Here is a 20546-nt window from a genome sequence, read left to right on the forward strand (position 1 = left end):
GCAAGTGTGTCAGGCTTTATTAACCAAAATTATTTTACAGCGTCTTTAAGTGCTTTACCTGCTTTGAAAGCTGGTACTTTAGAAGCCGCGATTTTGATTTCTTTACCAGTTTGTGGGTTGCGACCTTTACGTGCTGCACGCTCACGAACTTCAAAGTTACCAAAACCGATAAGTTGAACTTTTTCACCTTTTGAAAGGTACTCAGTTACAGCTGCGAATACAGCATCAACTGCTGCTGCTGAATCTTTTTTAGTCAATTCTGTAGCTTCTGCTACTTTTGCGATCAAATCTTGTTTGTTAGCCATTTAACAAATCCTCCAAATTTTTTCTGGGTTGATAACCCTAACAAATATTATCATATCTAAAAATAGCTTTCAGGTCAAGTACTAAGCCGCTATTTTCTAAATTATTATGGTTTTATTCGTAACGAATCAACACAGCCCAAGCATTTTCCCCTGTATGTGTCTGAATAATGGACCCTGTTTCCAGCATTGAAATAGGTTTCTTGACATACGGCTGTAAACTTTCCTTCATTTCCTGGGCCAATTCTGGACCGCCAGCATAGGAAATTCCAATCTCAGCCACTTGCTTATTTTGCAGACTTGCTGTCAAATCATCCAACCATTTTTTAAAGGTCTTAGCGCCCCTACCCTTGACAATGGGCTCCAGCTGATGGTCCTTCATTTGCATGATAACCCGGATATTAAGCAAGGAGCTAATCAGACCGGAAACTCGGCCAATACGGCCTCCTTTAACCAGATTTTCTAAGGTAGAGAGACCGATATAGAGCTCTGTCTTTTCTTTCACTTCCTCTATTTTGGCTAGAATTTCCTCCACGCTAGCTCCTTCCTTGGCCAGTTTAGCCGCTTCAGTGACTTGGAATTTCATAGCCTGATCAGTAAAAGAGCTGTCAACAACCGTCACATCAGCATTAGCCAAAGTCGCTCCCTGACGAGCTGCTTCGACAGTCCCTGACAAGGCGTGAGACATGTGAATGGAGATAATCTGCGCTCCATCCTCAGCCAATTGCTCAAAAACATCAGCAAAGACTCCGACAGGCGGCTGGCTGGTTTTAGGCAGATTGCGACTAGACTGCATGAGACGAAGAAACTCACCTTCCTCTAGGTCTGCATCCGAATAGACCACCCCGTCCACCATAACAGAGAGAGGCACAATTGTAATGTCTAATTCCTTAGCAACCTCTGGTTCAATGGTTACAGATGAGTCTGTTACGATTTTTATTTTTGTCATAGATTTCCTACTCTGTATCTAAATTTTAACTTATTATTACACTACATTATACCAAATTTTTATGGTTTTGTGGGGGAATATTCGCTAAAATCACAGCTCAGACCAAGCGTTTCCTAAATTTAATCTGCTTGTTTTAGGTTTTTAATCTTTTTGCGCTTCTTTAAAATTAGATGAAAAAGTGTTTACATGCAGCTTTTTTAGCTTTATTGGGGAAAATTTTAGGAAAAAGCTGGTTTTCAAAGAGAATCTCAGCAAAAAAATATTGGATTTTCCCAATCTCAGATTGAAGTCAAAGTCGTAAGAACAGCAGTTTCTAAGGGCTTTTCTTTGTGTAAAGTCGTATAATAGAGGCGAGAACAGTTGTGAGGTGCTAGCTATGTTTCACAAAGAAAAACCTGATTATAATCGTTGCCAATATGGCTTCTATACGATAGACGAATTGGTCCCAGAAGATCACTTTCTTCGCCAATCGGAATCAGAGGTTGATTTCGACTTTATCTATGACTTGGTTGAAGAAACCTATAGCCCAGATCAGGGTCGTCCCAAGAAAGGACCCAAATTAGGGAAGCCTTACTATATAACAGACAATAAGTTGGATCGTGATTTTCAGGCAGACAAGCCTATGGAGAAGCTCGTAACGGACATCACCTACCTCTCCTTTGGCAACTGTAGACTTTATCTATCTTCGATTATGGATCTCTATAATCGTGAAATTATGGCTTATACCATCTCAGATTGCTAGGATACGGACTTTGTGCTTGACATGCTTCATCAACTCGACCTGCCTCAAGGGGCACTCTTACACAGTGATCAGGGATCTGTCTACACCTCAAAACATACCATCAGGCTTGTACTGAAAAAGGCATCACCCGCTCCATGTCCCGTAAAGGAACGCCAGCAGATAATGCCTGTATCGAATGGTTCCATTCTGTTCTCAAGTCCGAAACCTTCTATCTCCATAATTGGAGAAACCTAACCAAAGATAGTATAACAGATATTGTTAATCTTACATCATATTTTATAATGAAACTAGAATTCAACAGAAATTAAATGACCAGTCTCCTATAGATTACAGAAAACTGGCCTCATAAATGTGTTTTTCTTGTGTCCCATTATAAGGGTGCAGTGCCACTTTCGTTCTAGCCTTGCATGAGTTATTTTTCGCTTGGCGCAAAGATATAAGACAAGCCATTAGTGATGACACCAAAAGCCAATACCTTGGCCATAGTAGCAAATCCTACTATTGGATTGAACAACATGACAAATGAGAAGATGATACCCAATATAGCTAGAGCTACCTCTACCATGTACCATTTTTGATTTCTGTTTTTCAACAAAACTTGTAGATAAATAGCTGACATTGTCAAAAAACTAAAGATAAAGAGCCACAAAATGACAGTTAGCGAGAAGAAGGGGATGAAAAAGAAGCCAAGTCCGATAGCTAGAGAAACCAAGATATTTCCCCAAGGAATTGGGTTGAGCTTTTTCCAAAAGCTATAAATCAGCACTGCAATAGCACCTGACAGCTGCATCAAGCCAAAGACTAGCGAGAAAGTCGCAAGTGTTTTCAAGGGATAGTTCCACAAAAAAAGACCAAAAGCAAGGTAAAAAATACCGACGATAATATTGATAATTTTCATTGTCATTGTCATCTCCTTTTAAATAATCTGTCTCCATTATAACAGTTTCAAAAAAAAAAAGCAAATGTACAGAAATCCATCAGTTTAAAAGATTTTGATATCCTTTCTAAGATAAAGAACGGACAAAATTCCAGTTTTCTTTTTCTAAGAAGAAAAAAGAACCTGGGACAATAGTCTCTTTGCTACAAAAAAAGCAACGGATTTGCTGTTGCTTTTTACATTGTTGCGATAGTCTTGGTAAAATAGAATTGACTAATAAACCATTTAGAAAGGCTATCCCATGCATATTCACTATAACACAAATCAAACAACTTTACCACTTGAAATTAGTTCTTTCTTGCCTCAAGACCACATCGTTTTCACCATCGAAAAGGATGTCAATGCAGTAGATGACAGTCACTTCCATGCCTTCTATCATGCCTTCGGTCGCCCGTCTTATCACCCTAAAATGCTTTTAGCTACTCTTCTATTTGCATATTCACAAGGGATTTTCTCTGGACGAAAAATTGGTGTGGAACCTGTCTTTGGTCAGATAAAGGCTTGTTTGGGTTACAAGAGATGTAACCTGAGAGGCAAGCGTCAAGTGAAAATTGACATGGGATTAGTGCTCATGGCTAATAACCTCCTTAAATACAATAAGAGAACGGTTCAACATTAAAAGCTAGAGTTCCGCAATGGGAAATCTCTAGCTTTTTTGTGGCTGAGAATTATTTTGTCTCAGACCCTTTTTCAGTCTTCAGCTACCAAACCAGCATTTTTTATGGCATACCGATCTATGATGATGCCATCATGACCAAAGAGAACTCCGTGGAGGACTCCGCCATAAACAGCTCCGCCATCCATGCCAATCTTGCCATCCTCAGTCATCCATAGCTGATCAGTTCCCGGTGCCTTATGCAAGAGGTAAAATGTTGGTGTATGGCCAAAGACAATCGTTTTGCCAGTCTGATTGCTGCCTTCGTGAAAAGGCGCGCGAATCCAAACTTTTTGATAATCACTGGTCTCTCGCCAGTCTTTCAACTCCAAATCTAGGCCAGCATGGACAAAAATGTACCGCTCTGTCTCCAATAGGAAAGGCATCTGACGAATAAAATCTACTAAATCGGCCGCCTCCGTCTTGACACGTTCCGCGTCTGCTACTCCATCTACAGGAGCACTGAGAGGTCGGCCTAAAAGCGAATTGATCGTCGTATCTCCGCCATTACGTCGGTAGTGGTCATAAGACTTTTCAGGATTGTCCAGCCAGGTCAGAAACATATACTCATGATTGCCAGACAGACAAACAGCTCCTTCTTGGTCCACTAGGTCCTTGACCCGCTCCAAAACTGCTCGGCTGTCCTCACCACGATCTATCAAGTCGCCTAGAAAGACTAGTTGACTGCGACCATCCCAGTGCTGGAGCAGCTCATCTAGCATACCAGCCTTGCCATGGACATCACCGATTGCAAAATATTCTGTCATACGCGCCACCTCCTAAAGGAGACCGAAACACTAGTGTCTCAGCCTCGCTTGTTTATTTTTTTAATAACTCTCTGGCCTGAGTCAAAGCAGCCTCCGTCACATCTTCGCCAGCCAGCATCTTAGCGACTTCCTGAACACGCTCGTCAGCCGTCAGAAGCCGAACCGTTGAGACGGTCGAATTCTCATCCGAAATCTTCTCAATAAAGAACTGATAATCGGCAATCGCAATGACCTGAGGTAGATGGGAAATAGCCAAGACTTGCCCGTTAGAGCCAATCTTGTGAATCTTCTGAGCAATAGCCTGGGCCACTCGGCCAGAAACGCCCGTATCCACTTCGTCAAAGACAATGCTGGTCTTGCCTTCCTTACGAGAAAAGGCAGACTTGATAGCCAACATGAGACGGGAAAGTTCCCCGCCAGACGCAACCTTTACCAGAGGTTTGAAATCCTCACCCGGATTGGCTGAGATGTAAAACTCTACTTGTTCATTGCCTTCACGGTTGAACTTGCCCTTACTGAACTGCACTTTAAAGCGCGCCTTTTCCATGTAGAGGTGTTGCAGCTCTTGCTTGATTTCCGCTTCCAGCTTGGCTGCTAGGCCGTGACGAGCCTGACTCAGCTCCTGGGCCAGCTCTACCAGCTCTCTTTCCAAGGCCTTCAGCTCTCGGTCCATATCCTCTGAGGACAAGTTACTTCCAGTTAAAAGGCTGTATTCTTTGGAAATCTGAGCAAAGTAATCCAGCACATCATCTACTTGGCCGCCGTATTTACGCGTGATGCTATTAATCAAATCCAGACGACCCTCCACCTGTAGCAGCCGATCTCCGTCAAAATCCAGTCCATCTAAAATGTCCTCTAGGCGCTTGCTGACATCTTCTAAGACATAATATGTCTCTGACAAGCTGCCTGAAAGCTCCTTGTAGGCTGGATCGTAATCCTCGATAGACTCAAGGTCATTCATAGCTGAGCGGACATTGGTCAGACTGGAAAAATCTTCATTATCTAGCATGGTATAGGCGTTGGTCAGCGTATCGGCAATGAGCTTGTGGTTGAGCAAGCGATCCTGCTCCTGATGCAGGGCAGTATCTTCACCACTTTTGAGGGCTGCACTCTCAATCTCCGCCATCTGAAACTCCAGCATCTCAATTCTGGCCTTATGCTCCTGCTGATTTTTCTGCAAAGTCAGGACTTGCTTGCGCAGGCTTCGATAGTGGTCAAAGGTTTCCTGATAGCGGCCTTTGAGATGCAAAAAGTCTGCTGAGCCAAACTCATCTAGCATGGCGATATGAAGCTGGGGTCTCATCAGCTCTTCCTGATCATGCTGACCATGGATATCCACCAAGTGCTGGCCGACAGCCTTTAGAACAGACAGATTAACCATCTGGCCATTGATACGGCTAACACTGCGGCCGTTTTGCAGAATTTCCCGACGGATAATCAGCTCATCGGTCAGCTCCCAGCCTTGCTCCTCAAAAATCTCTCGCAAAGCTCTGCTATTTTCCAGCGAAAAAAGTCCCTCTATCTCAGCTTTGGGTGCCCCATGACGAATAACATCCGTCGTAGCACGGCTGCCCAGCATCATGTTCATCGCATCAATAATAATAGACTTGCCGGCTCCGGTTTCCCCGGTCAAAACCGTCATACCTTGTTCAAAATTAAGGGAAATCTCCTCAATAATGGCAAAATTTTTAATCGAAATTTCTAATAACATAGGCTTTCCTACCAATGGTGAATGATGGTTGCAATCCTTGCAGCTGCTTCCTCTGTCATCATAACCATCAAAATACTGTCGTTGTCTGCCAAGATACTGAAAATATCCTCAGCAAATTCATTTCTAAGATGACGCTTGACCAGTGCTGTGCTCCCCGGTACCAGACTGAGATTGATCATGTTTCCCAAAACCTGACAGGACAGGATATTATTTTCAGCCAAGCCCAGACTGCTAGTCATGGTCTTAGGCAGCTCGTAGATATAAGTGTTATCCTTGAGCGGTATCTTGACAATGCCCAGTTCCTTGATATCCCTAGAGACCGTAGCCTGGGTCGCTGTAATCCCAGACTCCCTGAGATGTTCTACAATTTCCTCCTGTGTGCCAATGTCATAGTCACTGACAAAGCGTCTAATCTTTTCTAATCTATCCTTCTTATTCATCCTTAAATTCCTTGTGTGCAGCCTCTACGACAGCTGTCATCATTACTGAATCAAGAGCCTGCGGTTCTGTACTCTTTTCTAAATAGGCCAGAAATTCTACATTGCCCTGACCTCCCTGAATGGGAGAAAAATCCAGTCCCCTGACAGAAAAGCCAGCCTCCATCATAAATGCTGTCACCTTTTCCAGAACTGCCAAATGGACCTTTTTATCCTTGACAATCCCTTTTTTCCCAATCTGCTCGCGGCCTGCTTCAAACTGAGGCTTGATCAAGGCGATCACTTGGCCATCCCGAGCCAAAATCTCATGCAGAGCTGGCAAAATCAAACTCAGCGATATAAAGCTGACGTCAATACTGGCAAAGCTAGGCTCCTGCTCAAAGTCAGTCCTTTGGGCATAGCGAAAATTAAACTGCTCCATGCTGATGACCCGCTCGTCCTGTCTGAGCTTCCAGGCCAGCTGATTGGTCCCCACATCCACTGCATAGACCAGCTTAGCACCGTGCTGCAGCATGACATCTGTAAAACCGCCGGTCGAAGCTCCGATATCCAAGGTCACTCGGTCAGTGACCGAAATATCAAAGACTTGCAAAGCCTTTTCTAGCTTGAGCCCGCCTCGGCTGACATATCTGAGTTTCTCACCTTTTAAGCGCAGCTCTGTTCCTGTGTCAATCTTTTCACCAGGCTTGTCAAAGCGCTGGCCATTGACCGCAGCAATAACCAGCCCAGCCATGACGCCACGCTTAGCCTGCTCTCTGGTCTCAAAGAGCCCTTGTCTGTAAGCCAGCACATCTACTCTTTCCTTAGCCATTCAATCTCAAACTTTCTATTATCTTTTGAATTTCTCCGCCTGAAAACTCTGTCTTTTCTTCCAAGTCTATCAGAATGTCCACAGCTTCATCAAGAGTCTGATTGAAAAAGTTCTTAGCTCCATCTAGACCCAGAAAGGCTGGATAAGTCGACTTGGCCGCAGCTAAATCTTTCTGCGGGGTTTTACCCAGCTCTTCAAAACTAGCTGTCACATCCAAAATATCATCCCGCACTTGAAAGGCCAGCCCCAAGAGCTCTCCAATCCTACGAAGCTTGTCTTGAACAGACTTCTCGACCTCAGCAATCAAACCAGCTGCGACAAAGGGATACGTTAGAAGTTTTCCAGTCTTATTGGCATGGATGTTTTTTAAATCTTCTAAACTAATTGCTTGTCCTTCGCCTTGCATGTCCAGAACTTGTCCTGCGACCATACCAAAGCTCCCTGCTGCCAGAGACAACTCAGAAATCAATTCCACCTTGACCTGACTAGGCAGCTCAGCCTTTGCCAATAGTCCATAGGGGTCTAAAAAGAGAGAGTCACCCGCCAAAATAGCCATATCCTCTCCAAACTTCTTATGGCTAGTCAAGCGGCCGCGACGATAGTCGTCATCATCCATAGCCGGCAAATCATCATGGATAAGGCTGCCAGTGTGAATCATCTCAAGAGCCGCTGCGACCTGATAATGGGCCTCAGTCAGCTCTAGGCCAAAAGCTTGAATCAACTCTAATAGCAGTAAGGGTCGAATCCGCTTGCCGCCAGCCTGCACAGAGTACAAAATAACTTCTGATAAATCCGGCGACACTTGCTGAGATTTATAAAAATCTTCAATCGTCAGACCGATTTTTTCCAGTTTCTCGTTTCTTGTCATTCCATTTCCGTTTCTGTGCCGTCTGCCTGCATGACCTTAACTAAGGTCTTTTCTGCCTTGTCCAGACTAGCCTGGAGCTCCTTTGAAAGCTTCATCCCTTTTTGGAATTCCGCAATCGCCTCTTCTAGCGCTACATCACCATTTTCCAGCTTTTGGACAATGACTTCCAAGTCTGCTAAGTTTTCTTCAAATTTCTTTTCTTTGGACATGTTTTACCTCTACTTCCAACTGCCCATCCCGCATAAACAGGGTCAGTTCATCTTTTTCTTCAATACCTGCACTTGACTCGACAACCTTTTGATTCTTTTGGACAATAGCATAGCCACGCGCCACGATTCGACTGGTATCCAGCATAAGCAAGGCCTCGGATAATCTCCTGACTTGAGCCACCTTGTTATCATAAATGACCGCCATGTTGCTGCGCAGCAAGCGCTCCAGCTGGGCAGTCTGCTCCTGAAGACGCTGAACACGACTGAGCGGATTCAATGCCTCCAAACGATGCTGCAAGATTTTGACCCGCTGTTGCTCTTCACTATAATATTCGCGAATTTTTTGCTTGAGTCGCAGGTTGAGCTGGTCTAATTTCTGCAGATGACCATCATAGAGCCGCTCTGGCTGCCGGAAGATAACCGACTGGGTCAGTTTATTCAGTCGCTCTCGATAATAGCTCAGGCGATTGGAAATCGCTCGTGACATGCGGTTTTCCTGCTGCTGCAAATGTCCCAGAAGATCCAGCTTGGTGACTGGTGTTGCTAACTCAGCTGCAGCCGTAGGAGTCGCAGCCCTGCGATCTGCCACAAAGTCCGCCAAAGTCGTATCTGTCTCATGGCCGACACTAGAAATAACAGGAATCCGAGACTCAAAAATAGCCCGAACTGTTTCCTCTTCGTTGAAAGCCCAGAGATCTTCGATAGAACCGCCACCTCGACCAATAATCAGCACATCCAAATCCGACCGCTCATTGGCCAGTCTGATGTGGTCAGCAATCTGAGCTGCAGCCCCATCTCCCTGCACTTTTGTCGGATAAAGGACAATCTCCACTCCCGGAAAGCGACGGCTGACCGTCGTGATAATATCCCGGATGACCGCTCCGCTGAGACTGGTTACAACACCGATTTTCTTAGGAAACTGGGGCAAGGCTTGCTTGAATTTATCTTGAAAAAGCCCTTCTTCTCCCAGTTTTTTCTTGAGCTGTTCAAACTGGATAGCCAAGGCACCGATACCATCTGGCTCCGCTTTTTCAACGATGATAGAATAAGAACCGCTCGGCTCATAGAGCTGCACCCGGCCAATGACATTGATTTTCATGCCTTCTTCCAGCTCAAAACCCAACTTCTGGTAGACACCAGACCAAATCGTAACCTGAATGACGGCCTTTTCATCTTTCAATGAGAAATACTGATGATTGGGGCGCCGGCGGAAATTGGACACCTGGCCAGTCAGATAGACCCGCTCCAAATAAGGATCCCGCTCAAACTTCATCTTCAGATACTTGGTCAAGGTCGAAACCGACAAATACTCTGGCATGTCCTTTCCCTTTCTTTTCTAGTTTTTCCGTAACTTTTATTATAACAAAAAACTGCATAAAAAACCGATTACAAAGTCTAAAAATACCCTGAAAAGCAAGAAAAAAACTGGGCTTCCACAAAAGAAACCCAGCTGACTTAAAACCCAAGAAAAAGTCTACTGACTCATCTCCTTCATCCACTTTGGAATGACCCTGCTGATTGCCGTTGGCAGGACGACATAAGCTTCATGACTCAATTCATCAGCGATAAGGGAGTGAAGAAGGGTTGCAGCCGCCACTCGCTCAAAGAGACTGCTTGACTTGAACTGACCCGCAAAAGCGGCAATCATACCTGCCAGCGTATCCCCCATGCCGCCAGTTGCCTGATAAGGTCCGCCTACTGTCAGCTCAAAGACCTGTTCTTGCCCACTTTGATAAATGGTCGTCCCATGCTTTTTCTGCACGACAATACTGCCCAGTGGCAACTGATTGACCGCCGCCTGATTGGCTGCCGCTGCCTGATCTGACAAGCTCAAACCCGATAAGCCTTCCCACTCCTTCTGGTGAGGCGTAAAAACTGTTTGGGCTTTTGGAAATGGCAAAGCTGCCTTGCTAAAGAGTGAAATGGCACCGCCATCCATGATAAGTATCTGTTGTTCTGACACAGTCTGGATTACCTTTTGTAGGATATCTAGACCTAGTTGATTCTCCGCCAAGCCAGGACCAATCAAGACTAGATCCGATTTAGCCAGCTGCTCTGTCAATCGGTCTTGCTCCTCTATGTCAAAGGCCATGGCCTCCGGTAAATGACTGTGCAGAGGGGCGATATTTTCTCTATCTGTAGCAACAGTCACCAGACCGGCTCCGCTATTGACTGCTGCTAAAGCAGCCATGATAATGGCGCCCCCATAAGGATAGGTCCCCCCAATCAATAAGAGACGGCCGTAATCGCCCTTGTGACTATCCAAGGGACGTTCCCTAATGACTTTTTTTAAAAAATTTTCAGCATTTTTTGACATGATATTCTCCTAGAACAACTTCATCCTGCACTTGTCTCAACATGACCAAACCTATCTTCATTATACACTAAAAGGCACCTAAACAGGTGCCTCGTATCGCAAGAAAGTTATTTTCTTCGGAAATCTGCAAATTTTTGTAAGATTCTTGCTGCGACTGCCTTGGGTAAATTTTCCTGAAAGGCGACCTGCTCATCCGCATAATCGCTCAAGCCTGAGAAATCCCCAACCTGCACAGCGTAGAGAGAATTCTTAAAGAGCTGGATATCATTTTGATCATTACCAAAAGCCACATAATCTGATCCGCAAAGTTCCTTTACAGTTGAAGCTTTATTGGTTTCAGCCGGATTGATATAAAAACATTTCTCATGTTCATGATAGTCTAGACTCAGATTGGGCAAGTTTGCAAAACGAGCCTGTAAATCGTCTAAGAGCTGCTCATGATTCCCCATGTAAATAACAAGCTTAATAGGATGCTGGAGTTCAGTCAGTTCCAGCCGTCTTGCCCGCTTGAGAGGATCTACACTGGCAATAAAAGGGATTTTTTCTAAAATCTGGCCGCTGTAGTCAAAAGTATTATCAACGAAAAAAGGTAAATTATAGGTCAAACAAATGTCTAGAATGGCTTGATAACTTGACTGATGAAGCTGACGCTCAAATATCAGCTGTCTCTTCTGATAAGCTACTCCGCCGTTCAGGCCAATCACTATCTGCTGGCTCAGTTCCGGCCCCAATAGTCCTAGACAATCTCGATAAGAACGCGCCGAAGCAAACAGAACTTCATGCCCAAACTGAGGAGCCGTTAGCAGAACCTGCTTAATCTCCTCATCAATCGTCATATAATCAAAGGACAAGGTCCCATCCAAATCAAAAACAAATTTCATGATTCAAGACTCCGTTTAAAGGCCTGGTAGGTCTGCTCCATCAGCATGGTAATGGTCATAGGCCCAACACCTCCAGGTACAGGGGTAATCAGACTAGCAATTTCAGCAACTTCATCAAACTTAACATCGCCAATCAGCTTGCCATTTTCATCTCGGTTCATACCGACATCAATGACAACAGCGCCTTCCTTGACAAAGTCCTTGGTCACAAAATATCCACGACCGATAGCCACCACTAAAATATCTGCCCGCTTAGCAGTCTTAGCTAGATTGTGGGTCCGCGAATGCGTTAGGGTCACTGTCGCATTCTTAGCTAAAAGGAGCTGAGCCATGGGCTTACCAACAATATTACTCCGCCCGATGACGACCGCTCGCTTGCCTTCTAGTTCAACACCATATTCATGGAACATTGCCATAATGCCTGCAGGAGTAGCTGGAATCATAACTGGATGGCCGCTCCATAGCTTGCCCATGTTAAGCGGATGAAAGCCATCAACATCCTTGTCTGGATCAATGGCCAGCAGCACAGCTTCATCATCAATATGCTCAGGCAAGGGCAACTGGACTAAAATGCCATGCCAATCAGGATTTTGATTATAAATTTCAATCAAGCTCAAGAGCTCTTCTTGGCTGGTCTCTTCTGGCAGACGTTCTATCTTACTCCGAAAGCCAGCAGCCAAGGCAGAGCGCTCTTTATTACGCACGTAGATTTGACTGGCTGGATTATTTCCCACCACAATCACTACCAAGCCCGGTACCTGACCTGTCTTTTCTTTGAGGCGAGCCGTTTTTTCGGCTAATTTTTTCTGAAGCTTCTCTGCCAAACCTCTACCATCAATAATCTGCGCCATGTCATTCTCATTTCTTTTTCATTATCTTTTTCATTATACCAAAAAAATCTGTGTCCAGCCTATAACTTTTTCTTATACAAGGTTATAAGACGAGGATTCATTAGCACCTAGTGGTAAAATTTTCAGCCCTACTAAATCTTTTTCAAAATAAGATAAAAAGGGTAAAAATAAAAAGCAGCAAAGTGCTTTTTAGTAGAGTAATTCATAAATTTCCATTGCAATCAAATCGATGCTGTCGAAAGTATAGGTCTCACGCGCTGCAACGTCACGCAAGGTGAAGACAGAGCCGTTTTCTTCGTCGTAACTGTAAGCTACTTCTGCTACAACCACTCCTTCACGCTCAAAATTACGTTTCAAATTTCCGCCATCCTTAGCCATAGCTTCTAAGCGGTTGATAATTCTAACTAAATGTGATTCCATTTTGTTTCTCCTATTTACTTAGTTCCCTCTTATTTTACCATAAATAGCGACTGAAATACCACTAAAAGCCCATTTTTTGTAATTTTTCAAGAATTTGTTTTCATTCTGCTCGGTCTAAGGGAGGATTTTGTAGTAAATTCTTGCAAAGTTCGAGAATACTGATATAATGAAACTATAAAACTTTGACTATTTTTGACCTTTAATTATTTCTATAAATAGCTTGCACACTAAAAGAAAAGAGGTATCTGCATGCTTTGCCAAAATTGTAAAATCAATGAATCCACAATTCACCTTTATACCAACGTAAATGGCCATAAACAGCAGGTGGATTTGTGCCAAAACTGCTACCAAATCATGAAAACAGACCCTGAACATTCCTTGTTCGGCGGAATTGCTAATACCAACAATCACGGAACAGATCCTATCGATGACTTCTTTAACAGCCTCAGCAATTTTCAACAGCCTCAGGAACCAACTACTCCTCCTACCCAATCTGGCGGAGCCTATGGAGGCGGTGGCGGCTACGGCTCCAATCCTAGCAAGGGTGGTCAGCCTCAGCCAAGTCCGCAAAAGCCAAAAGGCCTGCTGGAAGAGTTTGGTATCAACGTGACTGAGTTGGCTCGCCGAGGCGAGATTGATCCTGTTATTGGCCGTGATGAAGAAATCGTCCGTGTCATTGAAATCCTCAACCGCCGCACCAAAAACAATCCTGTTCTCATAGGAGAGCCAGGAGTCGGAAAAACAGCCGTGGTGGAAGGCTTGGCCCAGAAAATTGTTGATGGTGATGTGCCTCATAAACTCCAAGGCAAGGAAGTTATCCGCCTAGACGTTGTCAGCTTAGTACAGGGAACTGGTATCCGTGGCCAATTTGAGGAGAGAATGCAGAAGCTCATTGATGAGATTCGTTCTCGTCAGGATGTCATTCTCTTCATTGATGAAATCCATGAAATTGTCGGAGCAGGCTCTGCTGGCGATGGCAACATGGACGCTGGGAACATTCTCAAACCAGCTCTGGCTCGCGGTGAGCTCCAGATGGTCGGAGCAACCACCCTCAATGAATACCGTATCATCGAGAAGGATGCTGCACTTGAGCGTCGTATGCAGCCAGTTAAGGTAGACGAGCCGACTGTTGAAGAAACCATTACTATCCTCAAAGGGATTCAGAAAAAATACGAGGACTACCATCACGTCAAGTACACAGATGCGGCCATCGAAGCGGCTGCCCTTCTCTCCAACCGCTACATCCAAGATCGCTTCCTGCCAGACAAGGCTATTGACCTCTTGGATGAGGCTGGTTCTAAGATGAATCTGACCCTCAACTTCGTTGATCCCAAGGTCATTGACCAACGTCTGATTGAGGCCGAAAATCTCAAGGCTAAGGCAACCCGCGACGAAGACTTCGAGAAGGCGGCTTACTTCCGTGACCAGATTGCCAAGTACAAGGAACTCCAGCAGACAAGTGTACTGGATAAGGATACTCCGATTATCAGCGAGAAAACGATTGAGCACATCGTCGAGCAAAAGACCAATATCCCAGTTGGCGACCTCAAAGAAAAGGAGCAGTCTCAACTAGTTAATCTCGCCAGCGACCTAAAAGCTCATGTCATCGGTCAAGACGATGCTGTGGATAAGATTGCCAAGGCCATCCGCCGCAACCGAGTTGGACTAGGAAGTCCTAATCGCCCAATCGGCAGCTTCCTCTTTGTCGGACCTACTGGTGTCGGTAAGACTGAGCTGTCTAAGCAACTAGCCATTGAGCTCTTTGGCTCGGCTGACAGCATGATTCGCTTTGATATGAGTGAATACATGGAGAAACACAGCGTGGCCAAGCTGGTCGGTGCCCCTCCGGGCTATGTTGGTTATGATGAAGCTGGTCAATTGACTGAGCGCGTCCGCCGCAATCCATACTCACTCATTCTGCTGGATGAGGTGGAAAAAGCCCATCCCGATGTTATGCACATGTTCCTGCAGGTTCTAGATGATGGCCGCCTGACTGATGGCCAAGGACGGACTGTCAGCTTCAAGGACACCATTATCATCATGACATCCAATGCCGGAACTGGCAAAGCTGAAGCCAGCGTTGGCTTTGGAGCAGCGCGTGAAGGCCGCACCAATTCCGTTTTGGGTGAATTGGGCAACTTCTTCAGTCCTGAGTTTATGAACCGCTTTGACGGCATTATCGAATTCCAGGCGCTTAGCAAGGACAATCTGCTGCAAATCGTCAACCTGATGCTAGACGATGTCAATCAACGTTTGGCAACCAACGACATTCATCTAGATGTTACGGAGAAGGTCAAGGAAAAATTGGTTGACCTGGGCTACGATCCTAAAATGGGGGCTCGCCCACTGCGCCGTACCATTCAGGACCATATCGAAGATGCTATTACTGACTTCTATCTGGAAAATCCAAGCGAAAAAGATCTTAAAGCTATCATGACCAGCAATGGTAAGATTCTCATCAAGTCAGCCAAGAAAACCGAAAGCGCAGAGTCGGTTAATTCATCACAAGAAGAAAAATAAATGTCGACAAAATAGAGCAGAAAACAGTTAGTTTTCTGCTCTATTTCTTTATTGATCTTTCTGAACCTTGTAGCGCAGAATTGTTTTCAGCTTGCTAGGCTCTGTCCGATTCAGATTATTGAGATAGATTTCCCTATGAGAGTTTGAAATCCGTGTCAGCTGGTAATTCTGGCAAAAGGTATCCATTTTAGCGAAGGATTGAGGTTCTTCGTCAAAAGGTCCTAGGTGCAACACGGTGACACACGCTCCTTCCGACATTTCTTCAAAGCGAATCTCGTCATAGAGAGGATTAGGCTTTTTGACACGAACTTGTTCCAGAGCCTTTTTCACCATCTCTCCAGTGACAAAGTCCGGCTGCCCAATCATAATAGTATAGATCAATTCTTCTTTAATGAGTTCTCCTACTTGCTCTTGCTGCCAAAGTCCTTCCAAGGGATAGACTGTAAAATCAGTAAATTCTTGCTCGGCCGCTGTCTTTTTGTAGTTCATCTTGATAACATAGGCTAAGCTGTACAGAGCACCAACTCGTTCCGAAAAGTCAGCAGCATTAGGATTGCCCTTGCCGTCAATCATGATAAAAGACTGGGCAGGAACATCTATGAGACAGGGTTCAGACTTGATTTGATATATTTCTCGATTGGCTTTTCTCCATTCATATTTCATGAGAGAGCCCTCCTTTCTTTACTACAAACAGTATAGCAAAGAAAAGCTGACAACCTCTGTCAGCTTTTATAAATATCGGCAATGGCTTTTAACTTTTCTTTGAATTCTTCCCGTAAACGAGGCGGCTCCATGATTTCAACTCCATCCAAAAAGGATAGCAAGTAGGTATAAAGACTATCGTGACTCGGCAAATGCGTTTGGACATAAAGGCTCCCATCAGTCTCCTCTATCTCTGCTTCTGAAAACTCCTCGTACACTCGAAAGGCATGCTTCCTGTCAAATTTCAAGAAGACTTTTACAGTATATCTTAGCCGCTCTTCAGGACTAAATCTCTCATCCAAGACTCTCTGCTTAAATCGTTCCTCTAACATCTGACAGTCTCTCATTCTGTTGAGTTTAAAAAAGCGCGGGGCTTGTCTTAAACGACAAAAGCCAGCAACATACCAGTTTTGGCTTTTAAATACTAACTTCAGCACCTCTATCTTGCGCTGCTCTCTTTCTCCACGCCCATTCAAGTAAGAAAATGACAAGACTCTTCTTTGCAAGATCGCCTGCTTAATGGTATCAAACAGTTCTTTCTGATCTGCTTTCTTGCGCCAGTCAGTGAAATCCACCTCTAGCCAAGAAGTCGCCTGAACTTGAAACAAAGACTGCAGCTTAGCCAAGGTCTCTACTTGCTCGCCATCTGTTAAAATCTGGAAGCCTTGAAGAGCAGCTAATAGCTCATCCCTCTCAGACTCTGAAAACAAGGCCTTGTCTAAGACAAAATCCTTCATCAGAAAAATACCCCCGCCCTTGCCTGGGCTGCAATAGATGGGGATTCCTGCCAAACTCAGCTTATCCACATCTCGATAGATGGTCCGGATGGATACTTCAAATAGTGAGGCTAATTCGGGAGCTGTTGTGCGGCCTTGCTCTAAAAGAAGATATAAGATTTTAAAAAGTCTGCTTTCTGTCATAAAACCACCTCGCTACTATTATAACAATTTCTTCTATAAATGTTTTACCATTCCCATAAAGAAGAGTTTTTTTAAAACGGTCGGAGGAAGGAATTTATTATTTGAAGGGGATTTATTTCAAGGACTATCATTCTTTTTCTGTTCAATAAATTGAGTAAATTCTTGACAGCTGGTCCTTAGTCCATTATGATAGATAGTAAACTGACTAGAGATTGAGGATATTAGAATGACAAATCCAACCTTTGGTGAAAAGGAAGCAAATGTAGAATATGTGACCCGCTACGGAGTCTATGCCGTTATCCCAGATGAAAAGAAAGAAAAGATTATTTTGGTCCAGGCGCCTAATGGGGCTTGGTTTCTGCCCGGTGGAGAGATTGAAGGGGGGAAAAACCATCAGACTGCCCTTGAACGCGAGCTTATGGAAGAACTTGGATTCACAGCCCAGCTTGGACGCTATCTTGGACAAGCTGATGAATATTTTTACTCCCGCCATCGCGACACCTATTTTTACAACCCAGCCTACCTGTATGAGGTCACCTCTTTCCAAGAAGTCCAAAAACCGCTGGAAGATTTCAATCAGCTTGCCTGGTTCCCAGTCGATGAAGCTATTGAAATACTCAAACGCGGCAGCCATAAATGGGGTATCCAAGCCTGGAAAAATGCGCTTAAAGCTTAAAGAAATCATTCACAATTTATAGCAAACATGTTATAATAATAGCAGGTATAAAACAGGAGGAAATCGTATGAAGCTTATTAATACAACAAACAGTCATGCTGACCTTGTCAAAAGCCAATTGGAAAGCACCGATGCGATATTAGTCGAAGTTTATTCTGCTGGAAACAGCGATGTTGTTTTTACACAAGCTCCTCTTCACTATGAAATTTTGATTTCAAACATGCACCGTGCTGTACGCGAACAGGAAATCGAAAAAATTAGAGAATTTTTCTTGAAGAGAAAAATTGATGCAAATGCTATTGATAGAGCTGCTATCCGAACGATTTACGCTAATAATCTAATCGAAATTTCCATTCCTGTTAAACAGTAAAAACTAAGGTCATCGCCTTAGTTTTTTTATTCTTTATAGATCATGGTAATGTGAGGCGTCGATTCAAAAATAAAGGGTTGACCAACCGCCTTGAAGCCATACTTTTCATAGAGAGCAGCCACCTGCTCCTGAGCCTCTATTTCAATTTCCTTTCCTGGCCACTTTTCAGCACATAATTGCAAGATTTCTCTGATAAGCTGTCCTCCCAATCCCTGTCCTCGTACAGACCGGGCTGTGACTACTCGACCAAAGACTAAATGCTCTCCCTCTTCAAAGACCCGAGCATAAGCATCAATTTCCCCTTTTTCATTAGCATGGTAAACGTGCACTGCTTCTAGGTCCTTCTCATCCAGTTCATGATAAACGCGCCCCTGCTCTACCACAAAGGTGTCAATGCGCAATTTTAAGATTTGATAAAATTCTATCGGGTTCAACTCTGTTAATTTTTTCCTAGACCACATACTTGTTTCCTCTAACTTTTTAATGTATAATAAGTGCAAATGCAACTATCAAGGAGTTCCTATGGATTACCGTCAACTTTTCCGACAAATGGGCTTTATTTCTAGACAGGCCATGATGCAAATGAATCAGAAAGCCAGTAACTACGGCCTAGACAATAATTTGTTTCTACTGCTCATTCGCATCGTCGAGAATGAAGGTCTCAGCCAATCACAACTGGCAGAAATGGTGCAGATTGATAAAACTACGCTCAGCCGCTCGTTACGAAAGCTGGAAGATAGGGGCTTGATTATCAAAAAGACCAAAGTTCAAAATAAAAAGTTCAAAGAGCTCTATCCTAGCAATCAGGCTCTCAAACTCTATGACCAACTGATTGGCTTTGAAAATACCTACACCAGTCAGGCTCTGCAGCAACTGACTTCCTCTGAACTCTTTCAGCTCCAAAATATTCTAGCTAAAATAGACTCTCCTAAGTTATAAGTAGTATAACAGAAAACAGTTGCAAATGCAACTGTTTCTTTTTTCTAATTTAGTTTTAATTTAACAAATTAACAAATTTTCAAATCAATCTGTCTATCTAAAAAATGGCTTACCACTAAAGGGCAAAGCCATTTTTTATTTTGGAAATTTACGGCTCTATAATATCTGTAGTTGGTAAATCCGACACAGAGGTTATAGGGCTTTTTGAATGTATACAAAAAGTCCCATACGACCTATAATGAAAAGCGCAAACAACTCATTAGAAAGACTCATATGGAACACATCAAGAATACCACAGAATTGCTGGGAATGAAAGACTTAAATATCAAAATTACCTTCATCTTGCAGCACCAGACCCATCTTGAAATTCGGGCTAGACTGGATTATGCAGCTCCTTCCTGCCCTCACTGCGGCGGTAAGATGATTAAGTACGGTTTTCAGAGGTCCTCTAAAATCCCACTCTTGGATGCACAAGGGTTTCCAACTCTGCTCCGTCTCAAGAAGCGGCGATTTCAGTGTAAATCTTGTCATCGGGTGACCGTAGCTGAGACACCCATCGTAGACAAGAACCACCAGATTTCACACCTGGTCTGGAAGAAGCTCACCCAGCTCTTGACCGAAAATCGAGCCAATACCGATATTGCCAGAACCCTCCACATCTCCGTCTCAACCGTCCAGAGAAAGCTGGCTCAGTTCACTTTCAAAGAGGATTACACCAAACTTCCCGAGGTCATCTCCTGGGATGAATTTTCTAGGAACAAAGGCAAATTAGCCTTCATTGCACAGGATTTCGAGACCAGGAAAATCATCGCCCTCCTCGAAAACAATCGCCAGAATACCATCAAAAATTATTTCTACCGCTACCCGAGAAAGGTCAGAGAACAGGTCAAAGTCGTGACCGTGGACATGTCTGGCACTTACATTCCAATCATCAAGCAACTATTTCCTAAGGCCAGAATTGTGTTGGATAGGTTTCACATCGTCCAACATCTTGGCAAAGCCATGATGACCACTCGAATCGCTATCATGAAGACCTTTGACAAGAAATCTCTGCCTTATCGTGCGCTGAAAAACCACTGGCGACTATTTCAGAGAGAAAGCAGAAAACTGTCTCGTCATCGCTTTTATTCCAAGACCTTTAGGCAGACCCTAAAGCCTAAGGAAATCGTGGACAAGACACTTCAATTCTCAGAAGAACTCCGTTATTACTACGATCTCTACCAGCTCTTGCTCTTCCATTTCCAAGAGAAACGTACTACAGAATTTTTTGAAATCATCGAAGACAACATGAATCTTGTCAATTCGACCTTCAAAAGAGTTTTTGAGAGCTTCCTAAAACTCAAACCTTACATCACAAATGCACTCCAGTTCGACTATTCCAACGCCAAGCTCGAGGCTACCAACAAGCTCATCAAGGATATCAAACGAGCGGCCTTCGGCTTTCGCAATTTTAAGAACTTTAGAACTAAAATCCTCCTCGCTTTGAACATACAAAAAGAGAGAACCAATTTGGTCCTCTCTCGGATTTAAACTTTCTACCAACTACAGTTGACAAAGAGCCA

At 44.0% G+C, this 20546-nt stretch carries 24 protein-coding genes and 2 pseudogenes; 8 read left to right on the forward strand and 18 right to left on the reverse strand.

Features of this window, described 5'->3' with window-relative positions:
* Nucleotides 1-29: 29 nt before the first annotated feature.
* Nucleotides 30-305 (reverse strand): HU family DNA-binding protein, encoded by a 276-nt coding sequence (locus FFV08_08745; protein QLB52680.1) that lies wholly within the window; start codon nt 303-305, stop codon nt 30-32.
* Nucleotides 306-417: 112 nt separating this feature from the next.
* Nucleotides 418-1251, reverse strand: coding sequence for a DegV family protein (locus FFV08_08750; protein ID QLB52681.1), 834 nt, complete (start codon nt 1249-1251; stop codon nt 418-420).
* 376 nt (nt 1252-1627) lie between these two features.
* Here FFV08_08750 and FFV08_08755 point away from each other — a divergent pair.
* Nucleotides 1628-1795, forward strand: a pseudogene (locus FFV08_08755) (IS5/IS1182 family transposase).
* A 610-nt stretch (nt 1796-2405) separates the two neighbouring features.
* Here the strand turns inward: FFV08_08755 and FFV08_08760 are convergent.
* Nucleotides 2406-2891: a hypothetical protein gene (locus FFV08_08760; GenBank protein ID QLB53292.1), complete on the reverse strand. Its 486-nt coding sequence runs from the start codon at nt 2889-2891 to the stop codon at nt 2406-2408.
* A 280-nt stretch (nt 2892-3171) separates the two neighbouring features.
* Between FFV08_08760 and FFV08_08765 the strand changes: the two genes are divergently transcribed.
* Nucleotides 3172-3549: a transposase gene (locus tag FFV08_08765; GenBank protein QLB52682.1), complete on the forward strand. Its 378-nt coding sequence runs from the start codon at nt 3172-3174 to the stop codon at nt 3547-3549.
* Between the two features lie 71 nt (nt 3550-3620).
* On the opposite strand, the gene FFV08_08770 is transcribed toward FFV08_08765, so the two are convergent.
* The 12 genes from FFV08_08770 to FFV08_08825 form a co-directional block, all read right to left on the reverse strand.
* On the reverse strand, nt 3621-4352 hold the full coding sequence (locus tag FFV08_08770; GenBank protein QLB52683.1) for a serine/threonine protein phosphatase: 732 nt from the start codon (nt 4350-4352) through the stop codon (nt 3621-3623).
* Nucleotides 4353-4404: 52 nt separating this feature from the next.
* A complete protein-coding gene (recN, locus tag FFV08_08775; GenBank protein ID QLB52684.1) occupies nt 4405-6063 on the reverse strand; it encodes a DNA repair protein RecN in 1659 nt (552 codons plus the stop codon).
* Between the two features lie 8 nt (nt 6064-6071).
* The gene (locus FFV08_08780; protein ID QLB52685.1) at nt 6072-6503 is read right to left on the reverse strand and encodes an arginine repressor; all 432 of its coding nucleotides are present in this window, start codon (nt 6501-6503) and stop codon (nt 6072-6074) included.
* A complete protein-coding gene (locus FFV08_08785; GenBank protein ID QLB52686.1) occupies nt 6496-7311 on the reverse strand; it encodes a TlyA family RNA methyltransferase in 816 nt (271 codons plus the stop codon). Before FFV08_08785 ends, FFV08_08780 begins: the two co-directional genes overlap by 8 nt.
* A complete protein-coding gene (locus tag FFV08_08790; protein QLB52687.1) occupies nt 7304-8179 on the reverse strand; it encodes a polyprenyl synthetase family protein in 876 nt (291 codons plus the stop codon). The genes FFV08_08785 and FFV08_08790 overlap by 8 nt, the downstream gene beginning before the upstream one ends.
* Nucleotides 8176-8388 carry an exodeoxyribonuclease VII small subunit gene (locus FFV08_08795; GenBank protein ID QLB52688.1) on the reverse strand — a complete coding sequence of 71 codons (213 nt, stop codon included), beginning with the start codon at nt 8386-8388 and terminating at the stop codon, nt 8176-8178. Before FFV08_08795 ends, FFV08_08790 begins: the two co-directional genes overlap by 4 nt.
* On the reverse strand, nt 8366-9706 hold the full coding sequence (locus FFV08_08800) for an exodeoxyribonuclease VII large subunit (protein ID QLB52689.1): 1341 nt from the start codon (nt 9704-9706) through the stop codon (nt 8366-8368). The genes FFV08_08795 and FFV08_08800 overlap by 23 nt, the downstream gene beginning before the upstream one ends.
* The gene (locus FFV08_08805; GenBank protein ID QLB52690.1) at nt 9651-9887 is read right to left on the reverse strand and encodes an initiator RepB protein; all 237 of its coding nucleotides are present in this window, start codon (nt 9885-9887) and stop codon (nt 9651-9653) included. Before FFV08_08805 ends, FFV08_08800 begins: the two co-directional genes overlap by 56 nt.
* Nucleotides 9863-10705, reverse strand: coding sequence for an NAD(P)H-hydrate dehydratase (locus FFV08_08810; protein QLB52691.1), 843 nt, complete (start codon nt 10703-10705; stop codon nt 9863-9865). Before FFV08_08810 ends, FFV08_08805 begins: the two co-directional genes overlap by 25 nt.
* Nucleotides 10706-10812: 107 nt before the next feature.
* Nucleotides 10813-11586, reverse strand: a complete 774-nt coding sequence (locus tag FFV08_08815; GenBank protein QLB52692.1) for an HAD family hydrolase — start codon at nt 11584-11586, stop codon at nt 10813-10815.
* The gene (locus FFV08_08820; GenBank protein QLB52693.1) at nt 11583-12437 is read right to left on the reverse strand and encodes a bifunctional methylenetetrahydrofolate dehydrogenase/methenyltetrahydrofolate cyclohydrolase; all 855 of its coding nucleotides are present in this window, start codon (nt 12435-12437) and stop codon (nt 11583-11585) included. The genes FFV08_08815 and FFV08_08820 overlap by 4 nt, the downstream gene beginning before the upstream one ends.
* Before the next feature lie 189 nt (nt 12438-12626).
* On the reverse strand, nt 12627-12857 hold the full coding sequence (locus FFV08_08825) for a DUF1797 family protein (protein ID QLB52694.1): 231 nt from the start codon (nt 12855-12857) through the stop codon (nt 12627-12629).
* 249 nt (nt 12858-13106) lie between these two features.
* Between FFV08_08825 and FFV08_08830 the strand changes: the two genes are divergently transcribed.
* A complete protein-coding gene (locus tag FFV08_08830; protein ID QLB52695.1) occupies nt 13107-15377 on the forward strand; it encodes an AAA family ATPase in 2271 nt (756 codons plus the stop codon).
* Nucleotides 15378-15425: 48 nt separating this feature from the next.
* On the opposite strand, the gene FFV08_08835 is transcribed toward FFV08_08830, so the two are convergent.
* Nucleotides 15426-16040: a small molecule-binding protein gene (locus tag FFV08_08835; protein QLB52696.1), complete on the reverse strand. Its 615-nt coding sequence runs from the start codon at nt 16038-16040 to the stop codon at nt 15426-15428.
* 59 nt (nt 16041-16099) lie between these two features.
* Nucleotides 16100-16999: a YafY family transcriptional regulator gene (locus FFV08_08840; protein ID QLB52697.1), complete on the reverse strand. Its 900-nt coding sequence runs from the start codon at nt 16997-16999 to the stop codon at nt 16100-16102.
* Nucleotides 17000-17038: 39 nt separating this feature from the next.
* Here FFV08_08840 and FFV08_08845 point away from each other — a divergent pair.
* The 3 genes and pseudogenes from FFV08_08845 to FFV08_08855 all read left to right on the forward strand — a co-directional run bounded on the left by FFV08_08845 (nt 17039) and on the right by FFV08_08855 (nt 18045).
* Nucleotides 17039-17148: pseudogene (locus FFV08_08845) on the forward strand (hypothetical protein).
* Nucleotides 17149-17225: 77 nt separating this feature from the next.
* On the forward strand, nt 17226-17675 hold the full coding sequence (locus FFV08_08850) for an NUDIX hydrolase (GenBank protein QLB52698.1): 450 nt from the start codon (nt 17226-17228) through the stop codon (nt 17673-17675).
* A gap of 67 nt (nt 17676-17742) precedes the next feature.
* The gene (locus FFV08_08855) at nt 17743-18045 is read left to right on the forward strand and encodes a DUF1827 family protein (GenBank protein QLB52699.1); all 303 of its coding nucleotides are present in this window, start codon (nt 17743-17745) and stop codon (nt 18043-18045) included.
* 26 nt (nt 18046-18071) lie between these two features.
* On the opposite strand, the gene FFV08_08860 is transcribed toward FFV08_08855, so the two are convergent.
* Nucleotides 18072-18506, reverse strand: a complete 435-nt coding sequence (locus tag FFV08_08860) for a GNAT family N-acetyltransferase (GenBank protein QLB52700.1) — start codon at nt 18504-18506, stop codon at nt 18072-18074.
* A 22-nt stretch (nt 18507-18528) separates the two neighbouring features.
* On the opposite strand from FFV08_08860, the gene FFV08_08865 reads away from it, so the two are divergent.
* The gene (locus FFV08_08865) at nt 18529-18984 is read left to right on the forward strand and encodes a MarR family transcriptional regulator (GenBank protein QLB52701.1); all 456 of its coding nucleotides are present in this window, start codon (nt 18529-18531) and stop codon (nt 18982-18984) included.
* Nucleotides 18985-19257: 273 nt separating this feature from the next.
* Complete coding sequence (locus tag FFV08_08870) at nt 19258-20514, forward strand: ISL3 family transposase (GenBank protein ID QLB53293.1); 1257 nt, start codon at nt 19258-19260, stop codon at nt 20512-20514.
* Nucleotides 20515-20546: the final 32 nt, after the last annotated feature.

The sequence above is a fragment of the Streptococcus sanguinis genome (assembly GCA_013378335.1).
GTDB lineage: Bacteria > Bacillota > Bacilli > Lactobacillales > Streptococcaceae > Streptococcus > Streptococcus sanguinis_I.

Excerpts from the sequence above, each read along its gene's own strand:
- FFV08_08745 (QLB52680.1), bottom strand. The coding sequence starts at position 305 with ATGGCTAACAAACAAGATTTGATCGCAAAAGTAGCAGAAGCTACAGAA.
- FFV08_08750 (QLB52681.1), bottom strand. The coding sequence starts at position 1,251 with ATGACAAAAATAAAAATCGTAACAGACTCATCTGTAACCATTGAACCA.
- FFV08_08760 (QLB53292.1), bottom strand. The coding sequence starts at position 2,891 with ATGAAAATTATCAATATTATCGTCGGTATTTTTTACCTTGCTTTTGGT.
- FFV08_08765 (QLB52682.1), top strand. The coding sequence starts at position 3,172 with ATGCATATTCACTATAACACAAATCAAACAACTTTACCACTTGAAATT.
- FFV08_08770 (QLB52683.1), bottom strand. The coding sequence starts at position 4,352 with ATGACAGAATATTTTGCAATCGGTGATGTCCATGGCAAGGCTGGTATG.
- recN (QLB52684.1), bottom strand. The coding sequence starts at position 6,063 with ATGTTATTAGAAATTTCGATTAAAAATTTTGCCATTATTGAGGAGATT.
- FFV08_08780 (QLB52685.1), bottom strand. The coding sequence starts at position 6,503 with ATGAATAAGAAGGATAGATTAGAAAAGATTAGACGCTTTGTCAGTGAC.
- FFV08_08785 (QLB52686.1), bottom strand. The coding sequence starts at position 7,311 with ATGGCTAAGGAAAGAGTAGATGTGCTGGCTTACAGACAAGGGCTCTTT.
- FFV08_08790 (QLB52687.1), bottom strand. The coding sequence starts at position 8,179 with ATGACAAGAAACGAGAAACTGGAAAAAATCGGTCTGACGATTGAAGAT.
- FFV08_08795 (QLB52688.1), bottom strand. The coding sequence starts at position 8,388 with ATGTCCAAAGAAAAGAAATTTGAAGAAAACTTAGCAGACTTGGAAGTC.
- FFV08_08800 (QLB52689.1), bottom strand. The coding sequence starts at position 9,706 with ATGCCAGAGTATTTGTCGGTTTCGACCTTGACCAAGTATCTGAAGATG.
- FFV08_08810 (QLB52691.1), bottom strand. The coding sequence starts at position 10,705 with ATGTCAAAAAATGCTGAAAATTTTTTAAAAAAAGTCATTAGGGAACGT.
- FFV08_08815 (QLB52692.1), bottom strand. The coding sequence starts at position 11,586 with ATGAAATTTGTTTTTGATTTGGATGGGACCTTGTCCTTTGATTATATG.
- FFV08_08820 (QLB52693.1), bottom strand. The coding sequence starts at position 12,437 with ATGGCGCAGATTATTGATGGTAGAGGTTTGGCAGAGAAGCTTCAGAAA.
- FFV08_08825 (QLB52694.1), bottom strand. The coding sequence starts at position 12,857 with ATGGAATCACATTTAGTTAGAATTATCAACCGCTTAGAAGCTATGGCT.
- FFV08_08830 (QLB52695.1), top strand. The coding sequence starts at position 13,107 with ATGCTTTGCCAAAATTGTAAAATCAATGAATCCACAATTCACCTTTAT.
- FFV08_08835 (QLB52696.1), bottom strand. The coding sequence starts at position 16,040 with ATGAAATATGAATGGAGAAAAGCCAATCGAGAAATATATCAAATCAAG.
- FFV08_08840 (QLB52697.1), bottom strand. The coding sequence starts at position 16,999 with ATGACAGAAAGCAGACTTTTTAAAATCTTATATCTTCTTTTAGAGCAA.
- FFV08_08850 (QLB52698.1), top strand. The coding sequence starts at position 17,226 with ATGACAAATCCAACCTTTGGTGAAAAGGAAGCAAATGTAGAATATGTG.
- FFV08_08855 (QLB52699.1), top strand. The coding sequence starts at position 17,743 with ATGAAGCTTATTAATACAACAAACAGTCATGCTGACCTTGTCAAAAGC.
- FFV08_08860 (QLB52700.1), bottom strand. The coding sequence starts at position 18,506 with ATGTGGTCTAGGAAAAAATTAACAGAGTTGAACCCGATAGAATTTTAT.
- FFV08_08865 (QLB52701.1), top strand. The coding sequence starts at position 18,529 with ATGTATAATAAGTGCAAATGCAACTATCAAGGAGTTCCTATGGATTAC.
- FFV08_08870 (QLB53293.1), top strand. The coding sequence starts at position 19,258 with ATGGAACACATCAAGAATACCACAGAATTGCTGGGAATGAAAGACTTA.